Consider the following 11,567-nt stretch of genomic DNA (forward strand, 5'->3'; position numbering starts at 1 on the left):
ATACAAAAGCAACCCTGCCACCAGGCGGGGTTGCTTTTGTAATTTACAGTACACACTTCAGAGCGTTTAGTCGGACCGAGAAGAGCGTAGTTGCCGCAGAGGCAATTGGCTGACTATAAAATATAAGGTCAGTGAAATCAATGGTCTATATATTACATATATTGGTATATCATTATAATCATTTTAGTGTAGCGAATAAAATCACAAACCATAAGCCCGAACCGCAGCTTGTTCCTGCTCATATGTTGAATGGACGACAGGAGAGGGGAGAACGGCCTTGGGAAAAGCAGCTGATCCATACGGCGTTTCAATCATCGTGTGCACCAACCGCCCGCAATTTTTTGATAATCTGTTAGGCAGCTTTAGAAGTCAGCAATACAAAACGAAAGAATTAATCATTATACTTAACAGAAACAGCATGAATCTGAAGCAGTATCAAAGTAAAATACGCGCCTATCCCAGAACGGATATTGTCAAGGGGTTAAATGATATTTTTCTCTTTATCCCATAATTATCAGAGGGTGTAGGCAGTTTTCTGCTTACACCCTCTTAGCTGCCATACAGCAAAGGCAGGAAAAACCGTCAAGGGCGGCGCAGCCGTTCATCTTGACCCTTGACAGTTTTTCGTGGATTTGATATGTCTTTTCGCTATCTCCCATTATTTCTCATAATCAAGCCTAAACTGCATAGCAGCTTTTATTAGCTTGGCGATTACCATATCTTCAATATCTTTGTTACATTATCTTTTTCTGATTAAAGCAAGCCGTAACTAATAAAAGGCTTGTTTTCAAAGGTACAAATACTAATAGGATTGGACATAATGATACCTCCCTTGATACCGCCATATCCTTAAAAAGCAACTTTAACACACTCACCGAAACCCAGTTTTTGAAAAAGGAAAACGGCGGCTTTGATTTATGTCAAAACCGCCGTTAGGCTCACTGTATTTTTGTCTTGGCGCATAGATACTCGGCCACCACTACAACGTTTTTTATTATTTCCGTTGGCAGCAGTCCATATTCGTCAATTATCTGCCGTGTAAAAAGCTAGTAGTTGCATTTATAATGTTTTCTACATGGCCATGATATAGAAAATGGTTTCCGTCAATGACTATCCACTTTGCATTTTCACCCAATCGGCCTATGTGGGCGTTTTGGTACTCTTCACCCGTTTGCTTGCCTTGTGCAGTTTCGGAAGCAACAAGTTTTAACACTGGCACTTCGCTTGGGAAAGGCATAGTCATTACTTCCTCTATGCTGTCGTTAAGTCGTGATAACTGGTCTGCGATTGTATCGTTGTAATAGTGGTTCATGAATTTTGTGTAATCGGCAATTTCTGACTGTGTATATCCGTTGCCCTCGCTTATTTCAAGCGTAGACTTAACTACGATAGAATTGAGCGGCCGCATAAGTCCAATGGCCTGTTGTACTTTGCCCAAACCGTAAACAAACCTCGGTACATTGGTGCTTAATTCGGCTGATGATGTGGTGTCGAGCATAATGATTGCAGACACTTCATCGGGAAATTTTGTAGCGTAATATTCAGTGTATATTCCCGAGCCGGAGTGGGGTATGAGAACATAAGGCGGTGAAAAACCGGCAGCATTTAAGGCCAGCCTAATTTCTTCTGTGTAGTTCTCATTCGTGCGGGGTGTATCTGTTATGTCGCTAAAACCCACACCGAAATATTCTATACAGACAACCGTATATTCTTTGGATAGCTCCCTCATTAATGGTGCAAAATCTGCGCTCGGCAAGGGAACTGTGAAGCCGGGCAGCAAGACAATCGTTTTCTTGCCATTGCCCATAGAATAAACGTGCATATTTTCCCCATTGACCTCTACCAATTCACCATAGGGAGCTATATTGTCAAGTTCGTGGGAAAAGAAAACCTGATTGATAAACAGGCTGATAAGGTTCAATAAAACGATAATACCTATAATAATTGCAAGCACAGTCAAGATTTTTCCGCCTCGTTTCTTTTTTCCTTTACTCATTTTCATTCACCGCCGGAGGTGCAGATATAATTGATATATCTCGTGCCTTTCGCCCTTCTACTACCTCAAAATGATATTTAACAAACAATGCTTGCAATTCCGATAAAAATAAGTCAAACTCTTGGTCACTCAGCATCATTACTGTGTTGTTGATAAATATCTTGTTTGTTCCCGGCATAAAATTATCTCTGCCAAAATACTTTTCAAACTTTACATAGGTATTCATCATAAATCGGAGCGCCTGTTGTGATATATCCTCTGTCGTATTATGACGCTTAAGTTCATCAACATTTAGCGCAAGTGTTCTTTCCAAGCTCCCACGGATTTTCTTTTCTGCAATGACAGCAAGAATATTAGCATCAATCAAAATGCTAATATGGCGATAAAGCGTAGTGCGTGGAACATCCTTGATTACTTCGCATAATTCCATTGTTGTGATATTTTCATGGATAGCGAGCGTTTGTACAATTCTCATTCGCGTAGGGTTTAGCATAATTTCGTATATGTCTTTAGGCATGATTCACCTCCACTGTTCTTAAATATTATAATAATACCATTTATGAGATTAATCAAGAGTTTATTATAATGAAGCTCTTGTTCTGCATATTTATATATAATGGAAACAAAAAACTACATAATGTATTGTGTGTAATCGTTTAGCTTTTGTGGTGCGAATTGTAAAATGACATAGGGTGATATTACTATGTCAAAGAAAGCTAAATACGACTTTACAGCTATGAGACAGGCTATAAAGGAAGCCCGAATAAAAAGGGATGGACGCGGGAAATGACAGCCGAGGTGGTAGACCTTGCCCCTCGATATGTTGCGTCCATAGAGAACAGCGGACAGCACCCAAGCCTGCAAAGCTTTTATGAGCTTGTTACTCTTTTAGATGTATCGGTAGACCAGTTTTTTCCAAAAGGATTTAAAGTAATTTACAATTCATAGAGCAAATATGATTTATTCTACTCAACTACATGATGTGTATAATCATATCTCATCAAGATGATGAACAGTAAAATTGTAGTACGCTGAAATAATATGAAGTAAAAAAGGCTATCTATAACTCCATATCCTTCGCCTTGTACTGTTGATTTTCTCTCTGTTCCTGCCGCAAAATACTGTATGATTACTACTCCCCGTACTATTTGAAGGAGCAGATTAATGCGCTCAAGCGTACCAAAAGTGATATCGTCGGAAAACATGCTTGTCTTGTGTATCTGTCAGGCACCAAACGGCTCATCATCAGATCGCCCAGAGAAAAGAATAAAGCTGCGGATTTTGTGCAGGGGGGAACGCTGCTGTTCAGCAGGCAAGTGACGAGGCAGGTACGTTTTTCGGATCGTTCGCTGGGGGAAGATGTTGCTTTTTTACGCAGATGCAGCGCCAAAGGGTATCGTACCTATGCCACATCCCCGTATAACTATGTCTATATGCGCAGAGAAAACAAGGGCAGCCACACGTGGAAAGTGGGAGACCGCTTTTATCTCAAAGGAAGTATACCTGTCGCCGTGACCGACAATTACCGGGCAATCGCAAAACGGAAAGTGTAGAAGTGGAATTGAGAGGGGACAACCACAGGTGGTTAATCCCCAAGCCTTCACAAGAAATAATGGCATCAGCGTTCGGAGGCTTTTCTTGCCCGGATAAATAAAAATTGCGGTTTGCGCAGCAGCTTCTCATACGAACCAGGCAGCGCCTGCTTGAATTCTTCCGTCGGCATAGGCTCCAGCAGCTCTTCGAGTATAAAGCCAGCGTGAAGTACAGCGGACATAATCGCATTTAGAGGCCGTCTGTAGAACTGAACCTTCACTTTGACGTGATTGACATCCCAATCATCTTCCAGCAATTCAGTCAGGAAGTAATTCTCCCGTTGAAATACGGTATAATCCATAAACGGATGATGAACGGAAAAAACGAGGGACCCGCCCGGTTTCAGGATTCTATGGAATTCACGCATAACGAGTGTCCAGTCTTTCAGATAATGCAATGCCAACGAGGAAATCACCAGGTCAGTGGAGTCATCCCCGATAAAATCAAGGGGCTCATTCAGGTCCGCACAGACAAGTTTGGCCCGGTCGCCAACTCTTCTCCGGGTCATTTCGATCATTTTGGGGCTGAAATCGAGCGCGGTAACCGAAGCACCTTTGCCAAGCAGCCAATCACTATACCAGCCAGCCGCGCATCCTGCATCCACTACGCATTTGCCCTCCACATCCGGCAGCAGAGATAAGGTAGCTGGCCGTTCATAGAAAGCATTATAAGGTTTTTTGTCCACATAGTTGAGATAGTATTCTGCCATTTCTTCATAAGAATCCAGCGAAACCGACTCCTTGTGCATTCTGCTCTCCCCCTTTTCCCAATTAACCTTCCTCTAGCAAACTTTGAAGTTCTTCTTCGTCACAGCCCGATACCAGCAACTCTAGATGTTGAAACAGCTTGTGCTCATCCCAGTTCCACCACTGCACTTTGGACAGCAGCCCGATCAGCTTATCACTGAAGCGTTTTCGAATTAAACGGGCGGGATTACCGCCGACAATGGAATAAGGCTCTACATTTTTTGTTACGGTTGAATTGGAAGCGATAATGGCGCCGTCCCCAATAGTGATACCCGGCATAATTGTAACCTGCTGGCCGATCCAGACATCATTGCCAATTACGGTATTTCCTTTAAAAGGCAGCTGGTCCAGCGTAGGTGTCACCTTTTCCCAGCCGCCGCCAAAAATATTAAAGGGATAGCTTGTCAGTCCATCCATGCGGTGATTGGCACCGTTCATAATGAACGTAACACCTTCTGCAATGGCGCAGAATTTGCCAATGATCAGTTTGTCGCCCAAAAATTCATAATGGTGCAGAATGTGTTCATAGAAATGCTCCGGGCTGTCGTTATTGTCACTGTAGTAGGTATAGTCACCGATTTCCACATTTGCCCTGGCTGGCAGATTACGGATATAGCACACAGTTTTAATATTCTCATTGGGGTACAGCTTGTTTTTATCCGGCCCGACCATCATGGCTTTCACCTCGCGAGTTATATTTACGGAATATTGAAGCAGGGGCAAGCGAAACTCCGCAGTCATTCTATTCTTACTAACTTATGGCAGTCCGTCAAGCTCAAGAGACTTAGGGAAAAGCGAAAAAAGCAACTCCTCCAACCCGGCAGGAATTGCTTTTTGTGTTGCAGCTTTATCAGTTACAGTGCTTTATCGTCAATGGAATTTAACCAGCCTTCAATCTCTCCGATGACGGAGCTGACACAACCATCCTTGAATGGTGAGATCAGACCGGCAAGCTCAACCAGCTTTACAAAAGATTGGCTTCCCCCGGCCTCACAGAGGCGCAAATAATCGCTCCAGGCAGATTTGAAATCTTCATTTGAACGTTTCCAGAACTGGAAAGCGCAGAGCTGGGCCAGCGTATAGTCGATATAATAGAACGGTGAGCGGAAGATATGTCCTTGCTTATGCCAGAACCCGCCTTGTTCCAGATAAGCGTTGCCGTCATAATCGCGGTGCGGCAAATATTTCTTCTCAATTGCCCGCCAAGCCTGCTTGCGCTCAAGCGGTGTGGCCTCTGGATTCTCATAGACAAAATGCTGGAATTCATCTACAGAAACACCGTAGGGAATGAACTCCAATCCGGATGCCAGATGGTTGAAGCGGTATTTGTCGGCATCCTGCTCAAAGAACAGGTCCATCCACGGCCAGGCAAAAAACTCCATGCTCATCGAGTGAATTTCCGCCGCTTCGGAAGTCGGGAACTCATACTCAGGTAACAGCATATTACGGCTTGAATAGACCTGGAAGGCATGGCCCACTTCATGGGTCAGCACATCAATATCTCCTGCTGTTCCGTTGAAATTGGAGAAAATGAACGGGGCCTGATACTGGCTCAGATAGGTACAGTATCCGCCGAATTGTTTGCCTTTTTTACTTGTCAGATCCATGAGCTCGTTGTTCTTCATAAAAGTGAAAAATTCATCTGTTTCCGGAGAAAGCTCTTTGTACATCTTTGCACCATTTGCCACAATCCACTCGGGATCGCCTTTGGGTTCAGCATTGCCTGTATTGAAGTTAAAGCCTTCATCGTAATACTTCAGGGCATCCAGACCCAGACGCTCGGCTTGGCGCTGCTTCAGCTTCAGGGAGACGGGAACGATATGCTCCAGCACCTGCTTACGGAAATTGGCGACCATCCCGGCGTTATAGTCGGTTCGCATCATCCGGTCATAACCGAGTTCTACAAAGCTGGCGTAACCCAGCTTCTTGGCTATGCGGGCACGAACCTTAACGAGTTCGTCGTAAATACGGTCGAATTCGGCTTCATGTGCGGCCATAAATTCATTTTTGGCCAGATAAGCAAGTTTGCGCGTATCGCGGTCTGTTGCCGTTTCAAACGGTGTCAATTGGGACAAGGTGCGTTCTTCCCCATCGAACTGGATCTTGGCGGAAGCGATCACCTGAGAGTATTCGGTGGAGAGCTTGTTCTCCAGCTGCAGATCCTCAATAATTTCCGGGCTGAAGATCCGGAGCGAAATTTCAGCCAGCTGGAGCAGCTGCGGGCTCCATTCCTTTTCAATTTCAGCTCTGAATTTGGAGTTTACGAGCGCTTCGTAGTATTCAGTTATGTATTCCTGGACAATGGGGCTGATCTCATCTACGTAATCCTGTTCTGCCTTGTAGAATTCATCCTCAGTGTTGATGGAATGCCGGATGTAGACGAGGCTTGTCATGGTTTCAAAAGAACTGCGGAGTTTGTTCAGCGCAAGGATTGCGGCCTTTTGTTCCTCCCAGTTATCCGCTTCGAGACCTTTTAACAGCGCCGTGAACTCCAGTTTGAACTTGTTTGCGTCGGGGCGTTCATAAGGGTATTCTGTAAATTTCATGAAACCATCAACATCCTTTCTCTACCATATGCACTATATTATATACGCTGGAGCCTCAAAAAAACAAAAAAATTAATGTTCGGAGACCTTTAATTAATTTGGACGGGTGGTATTGACTCTCCTCTTAGAGGAGGCCCTAAACTAAGTTTTGAAAGGAGCGGGTTCAGTTGCTTTATAGCGTAAAGGAGACAGCCGCACTATCCAAGGTAACCGTCAAAGCTCTGCATCACTATCACAAAATCGGCTTGCTGATGCCGTGTGAGATCAGTGAAGCGGGGTACCGTTTGTATGGGACGGAGGAGCTTGAACGGCTGCAGCAGATTCTTTTATACAGGGAATTGGATCTTACCCTGGAGCAAATCAAGCAGCTGCTGGAAGATGAGCCGGATAGACTAACGATTCTTGTGGAGCAGGAGAAGCTTTTGCTTCTCCGCAAGCAAAGGCTGGAAAGTATGCTGGAAACATTAAAAAAATCTATTATAAGCAGAAAGAAGGGAGAACAAATGGAGGATAAAGAGCTGTTTACAGGTTTTGAGAGTGAGGAAAAGTGGGCGGAGGCCATGCAGCCACAGCATGAGCATTTGAAAGAAACATATGATTTTGATTTGCTCGGTACAGCTCCCGTTGATCTTCAGGGGATGAATGAGATGGCGGCGGAGGCAGCAGCTTTTATGAAGGCGATGGCAGAAGCTCTGCGTTCAGGAGTGAAGCACAGTGATGTGGCCATCACACAGTTAATCGAAAGCCATCTCGGATTTTTGAAGGGTCAGGGGCATCCGGTTTCAGCACAGGATTTTGCACTGCAGAACCGCTTTTTCCTCGGGGATGACTTTCATTTGCAGATGCTTGAAGGCCAGCAGACCGGGCTTGCTTATTATCTGTCTGCGGCAGCTGATTATTTTGCAGCGCAAGCGCAGTAGAGTGAATTCCAAACGGACAGCAGAGCTGTACGCACCGTTATTCCGCCAAGCACGTTTGAGTGTTTGGCGGTTTTTGGTGATACGGTACAAGACTATTTTTTTGTCACGGAAATCCAAATGCATCCATGTTATCATCTGTTCAGCAAAGGAGTGCTGATGTTGAAGACGAAGTTGATCCCACCACCAGGAAAGTTAATTCGGGTTAAAGGCAAACAGATGCATATCAGAATAAGTGGGTTACCAGGAGGTAAGACCGTTGTTTTCGATCATGGCTGCGGCTACGGATCTTATTCGGATACATGGTCACTAGTTGAGGAGAAAGTAGCGCCATTTGCACAGACTGTTGTTTACGATCGGGCGGGGTATGGTTGGAGTGAGAAGGGATCCGTTCCTAGAAACAATGAGGAAGCTGTTGAAGACTTGCACGAGCTGCTTCAGGCAGCAGGCGTTCGACAGCCTTTTATCTATGTGGGCCATTCCTATGGTGGTGTAAATGCGCGTCTTTATGCGGAGCGGTATCCGGAAAATCTGGCTGGCATCGTGCTTGTTGATGCGAGTCACGAAGATGAGCTGACAGACCGGTTCCCAAGAGAACATGTGAAGGGCCAAAAGTCGGGAATATTGATGTTTCGGATGCTATATTGGTTGACTAGAGCAGGTATTCTGAAATGGCTACTGCAGCGGAACAAGCTGAAGGATTTTGAAGCTCTGTTGAAGCAGTTCCCTGAGTCTATAGCGCTACGGATGAGACTAATGACCCCACAGAGAGCGACAGGATTGGCAGTATATCAGGAATTCAAAAATTTACAGCTTGGCTATGATGCAGTCCGAAAAAAAAATCTTCCGCCAGGAATGCCCTTGCTTGTACTAAAAAGTGGAAAAGTGGAGCATTTAGAGAAAGTGCCGGTAGGGATAGCCGATAAAATAACAAGCTGTTTATTGGATGTAGCTGAAGAAATGTCCCATTTGTCTGACCAGGGCGAACTGGTCGTTGTGGAAGACAGCGGACATAATATTCATATCGAACGACCCGATATCGTAGCTCAAGGAATCCGTCAAATGCTTTAAAAACCGTGTTTCCGAACATATGCAACCTGTGGTTGACAGATTGTTAACGTCGCTTGGTAGTCAGGAACATGACGGTTTAATACGATAAGCTTGAGGTGATGATGATGGATTTTGCGGATAAATTGCAAGGCTACAGAAAACAAAGGGGGATGTCCCAAGAAAATTTGGCGGAGGTCATCGGTGTGTCGCGGCAAGCCGTATCTAAGTGGGAATCGGGCCAGTCGTACCCGGAAATGGATAAGATGATTGCCTTAAGCGAGTTCTTTGGTGTAAGTATGGACCATATGGTCAAAGAAGTTTCGGGCAATCAGGAAGCAGTCCCGCCACTCGTTACTGGGAATTTCCACGCTGATGTAACTGCAAAGTATCATTATGAATACAAGAGCAAACGAACGTTGTTCGGGATTCCGCTGGTGCATATTAATGTCGGACGCGGAATTTATGTCGCCAAGGGAGTTCTGGCTATTGGGAATATTGCCGTTGGCGGTTTGTCAGTCGGAATCCTCTCACTTGGCGGCCTATGCTTCGGCGCACTTGCAGGGGGGATGATCAGTATTGCCGGGCTGGCTCTCGGCTTGCTTCTGGCCATTGGCGGACTGGCCGCAGGAATTATCGCTATTGGGGGTCTTGCCGTTGGGGTCTTCGCCATCGGCGGGCTGTCCATCGGAATGTTCTCGCTCGGCGGCTGTGCGATTGCCTCGCGGATCGCCATCGGGGGTTATGCAAGCGGACATATTGCGATCGGCGACGTGGCCAAGGGGGCGTACACGATCTTGGTCGAACAGGATCATTTCAGCAGCATTCAGGCAGAGCAAGTGAGGGGACTGATTAATCAGGAGTACCCGCGCCTGTGGAAGCCAGTGGCGGAAGGGATCATAGCTATATTCGAATAGAAGCCAGTGTAGCATCCAGCCGCTGATCACTGACAGGGAACTTTCTAACCAGCTTCCGGAGCGCATGGCTGTGGCGGTGTGCTCCGGGGGATTTCTGCAGGAAGGCTGGCAATCCTGTTACAATTTGGTATACTGAGCCTATCATTACAACTTCCTATGCAACCAGAGTTTGGCAGGTAAAATATGTTTCGCATAGAGATCTAATGTGTTATGGGGGGAACGGGATTGAAGAAGGCTGTTTTATGTTCAATATTGTTCATATTTATAATGGGTAGCTTGATTCCCGGGGTGGGAGCGGCTGCGAATTCCGTCTATCCGGGTGATAATAGGCCCCGGCAATCCAGTTATGCTGCACCGTTAGCCAAACCGGAGTTGAAGTGGGCGGTTCCGTTCACAGGAGAAATTAAGCAGGTGGTTATTGATTCAGCAGGTATTTTGTATGTTCTGTCCGAAGGAGTGCGGGTAGTGAAATTAACGTCACTTCGGGCAAGCGGCGAGATCCTCTGGTCCAAGGAAATAAAGGGCGTAGAAGCGAATGCGCTCAACCTGTCCAACGATAAGTTTCTGATCGTATCAAGCTCGCTCGACGGCCGGGAGCTGACGGATTCTTCTAGGCTGAACGACAGCACGGCGATTGTATCCAAATACACTATCGCCGGAGAGCTGCTTTGGGAAAATACATACGAATATGTAATGGGACTCGGCAATATCACCGTAGGCGATGACGGTTATGTAGCGCTTGCGCTATCGTACTTTACTCAAGCAAGCGGATCGAAGAGATATACGGAAAATGTGAAGCTGATCGGCATGAATGCGAGTGGTGAAACCAAGTTCAACAACACAATGGTTTCGGACACGGAGACGGTCCCTGTATATTTCTCTGCTCCTCTAATTGTGAAGGACAACGTATACTTGTCGGTATCCAAGGGATTCATGAGACCTTATAGTTCAAGAGCGATGAAGCCCGAATTCACGGATGCCCAATTTTTAAGGATCAGCAAGCAGGGTGTATTGTTGTCCAGCACGAAGTACAAAGGCATTAGTCCGTATGCTCCTGTCTATTACAACAACAATTTCTATGTGAGCGGTGAACCCTATGGCGGGGACAACAACTTGTATATTATCAATACCGCCGGGAAGATCACCAAGACCATCAGCGTAGAAGCGGGCCATATCGGCAACCAGATTCCGGCGTCCATCAGCAAGGATGGGCATATTGTTTTTGCACAGCATGTGTACAGTCCTGCCGGCAAGCTGCTCTGGAGTTTTCAGCCGACTGTCAAAGGCAAGGTCTACCGTTTTTATCCGTATTCCGTACCTGGCCTCACCCTTGACAGCAGCCAGAATATTGTATTTAGCGGCTATGATAGTCTATACAGTGGCAATTACATTAGTTCCATCAATATGAAGACTAAAAAGATCAACTGGAGCTTGCCCATTAACACAGTCGCACGGTCTCCAGTCATCATTGGCAAGGACGGAATGATATATGTATGGGGGAATAAGGTGTACGCATACGGCAAGAAAGCTTCGTAAGTTAGCTGAGCTTTGAACAGTTATTCCAAAACGGCAGAAATGCCGTTTTTTTGTTATGGCTTTAGCCAGTTGAGTGCGTGAAACGCGCGAAACAAAAAACCACCCGCTATGCGGGTGGAGGGAACGAGGGTTTGACCACCAAGACCATTCCGATAGAATTGAGATGTTCAGGCTCAATGGAAAGGAATGGTCAAAGATGGCAAACAAGAGCTATAGTCTAGCTCACACGAAGTGGCTGTGCAAATACCATATCGTGTTCACCCCGAAGT

Annotated in this window: 13 protein-coding genes and 1 pseudogene; 8 read left to right on the forward strand and 6 right to left on the reverse strand. The window is 45.7% G+C overall.

Features of this window, described 5'->3' with window-relative positions; all coding sequences use genetic code 11:
* Nucleotides 1–277: 277 nt before the first annotated feature.
* Nucleotides 278–511 (forward strand): hypothetical protein, encoded by a 234-nt coding sequence (locus ACQ76X_RS30895; protein WP_438497578.1) that lies wholly within the window; start codon nucleotides 278–280, stop codon nucleotides 509–511.
* Between the two features lie 516 nt (nucleotides 512–1,027).
* Here the strand turns inward: ACQ76X_RS30895 and ACQ76X_RS30900 are convergent.
* Both ACQ76X_RS30900 and ACQ76X_RS30905 read right to left on the reverse strand, forming a co-directional pair.
* Complete coding sequence (locus ACQ76X_RS30900) at nucleotides 1,028–1,996, reverse strand: alpha/beta fold hydrolase (RefSeq protein ID WP_438497579.1); 969 nt, start codon at nucleotides 1,994–1,996, stop codon at nucleotides 1,028–1,030.
* Nucleotides 1,989–2,513, reverse strand: a complete 525-nt coding sequence (locus ACQ76X_RS30905) for a helix-turn-helix domain-containing protein (RefSeq protein WP_438497580.1) — start codon at nucleotides 2,511–2,513, stop codon at nucleotides 1,989–1,991. The genes ACQ76X_RS30900 and ACQ76X_RS30905 overlap by 8 nt, the downstream gene beginning before the upstream one ends.
* 203 nt (nucleotides 2,514–2,716) lie before the next feature.
* On the opposite strand from ACQ76X_RS30905, the gene ACQ76X_RS30910 reads away from it, so the two are divergent.
* On the forward strand, nucleotides 2,717–2,944 hold the full coding sequence (locus tag ACQ76X_RS30910) for a helix-turn-helix domain-containing protein (protein ID WP_438497594.1): 228 nt from the start codon (nucleotides 2,717–2,719) through the stop codon (nucleotides 2,942–2,944).
* 266 nt (nucleotides 2,945–3,210) lie between these two features.
* Nucleotides 3,211–3,549 carry a hypothetical protein gene (locus ACQ76X_RS30915; protein WP_438497581.1) on the forward strand — a complete coding sequence of 113 codons (339 nt, stop codon included), beginning with the start codon at nucleotides 3,211–3,213 and terminating at the stop codon, nucleotides 3,547–3,549.
* Between the two features lie 65 nt (nucleotides 3,550–3,614).
* Here ACQ76X_RS30915 and ACQ76X_RS30920 read toward each other — a convergent pair whose 3' ends face one another.
* From ACQ76X_RS30920 to ACQ76X_RS30930, 3 genes are all read right to left on the reverse strand, one after another.
* Nucleotides 3,615–4,337, reverse strand: a complete 723-nt coding sequence (locus tag ACQ76X_RS30920; RefSeq protein WP_438497582.1) for a class I SAM-dependent methyltransferase — start codon at nucleotides 4,335–4,337, stop codon at nucleotides 3,615–3,617.
* 22 nt (nucleotides 4,338–4,359) lie between these two features.
* Nucleotides 4,360–5,010, reverse strand: a complete 651-nt coding sequence (locus ACQ76X_RS30925) for a Vat family streptogramin A O-acetyltransferase (protein ID WP_438497583.1) — start codon at nucleotides 5,008–5,010, stop codon at nucleotides 4,360–4,362.
* A gap of 179 nt (nucleotides 5,011–5,189) precedes the next feature.
* The gene (locus ACQ76X_RS30930) at nucleotides 5,190–6,881 is read right to left on the reverse strand and encodes a M3 family oligoendopeptidase (RefSeq protein WP_438497584.1); all 1,692 of its coding nucleotides are present in this window, start codon (nucleotides 6,879–6,881) and stop codon (nucleotides 5,190–5,192) included.
* Nucleotides 6,882–7,048: 167 nt separating this feature from the next.
* Here ACQ76X_RS30930 and ACQ76X_RS30935 point away from each other — a divergent pair, with 167 nt between their 5' ends.
* The 3 genes from ACQ76X_RS30935 (at nucleotide 7,049) to ACQ76X_RS30945 (ending at nucleotide 9,762) form a co-directional block, all read left to right on the forward strand.
* Nucleotides 7,049–7,801 (forward strand): MerR family transcriptional regulator, encoded by a 753-nt coding sequence (locus ACQ76X_RS30935; RefSeq protein WP_438497585.1) that lies wholly within the window; start codon nucleotides 7,049–7,051, stop codon nucleotides 7,799–7,801.
* 156 nt (nucleotides 7,802–7,957) lie between these two features.
* Nucleotides 7,958–8,869, forward strand: coding sequence for an alpha/beta fold hydrolase (locus ACQ76X_RS30940; RefSeq protein WP_438497586.1), 912 nt, complete (start codon nucleotides 7,958–7,960; stop codon nucleotides 8,867–8,869).
* A gap of 104 nt (nucleotides 8,870–8,973) precedes the next feature.
* Nucleotides 8,974–9,762 carry a helix-turn-helix domain-containing protein gene (locus ACQ76X_RS30945; protein WP_438497595.1) on the forward strand — a complete coding sequence of 263 codons (789 nt, stop codon included), beginning with the start codon at nucleotides 8,974–8,976 and terminating at the stop codon, nucleotides 9,760–9,762.
* On the opposite strand, the gene ACQ76X_RS30950 is transcribed toward ACQ76X_RS30945, so the two are convergent.
* Nucleotides 9,749–9,907, reverse strand: a complete 159-nt coding sequence (locus ACQ76X_RS30950) for a hypothetical protein (protein ID WP_438497587.1) — start codon at nucleotides 9,905–9,907, stop codon at nucleotides 9,749–9,751. The genes ACQ76X_RS30945 and ACQ76X_RS30950 overlap by 14 nt on opposite strands.
* Nucleotides 9,908–9,987: 80 nt before the next feature.
* Between ACQ76X_RS30950 and ACQ76X_RS30955 the strand changes: the two genes are divergently transcribed.
* Together ACQ76X_RS30955 and ACQ76X_RS30960 are read left to right on the forward strand one after the other, a co-directional pair.
* Nucleotides 9,988–11,298: a hypothetical protein gene (locus tag ACQ76X_RS30955; protein WP_438497589.1), complete on the forward strand. Its 1,311-nt coding sequence runs from the start codon at nucleotides 9,988–9,990 to the stop codon at nucleotides 11,296–11,298.
* Between the two features lie 196 nt (nucleotides 11,299–11,494).
* Nucleotides 11,495–11,567 (forward strand): annotated as a pseudogene (locus tag ACQ76X_RS30960) (IS200/IS605 family transposase); the annotation flags it as partial.

It is taken from the genome of Paenibacillus sp. IHBB 3054 (assembly GCF_051594305.1).
Lineage (GTDB): Bacteria > Bacillota > Bacilli > Paenibacillales > Paenibacillaceae > Paenibacillus_AQ.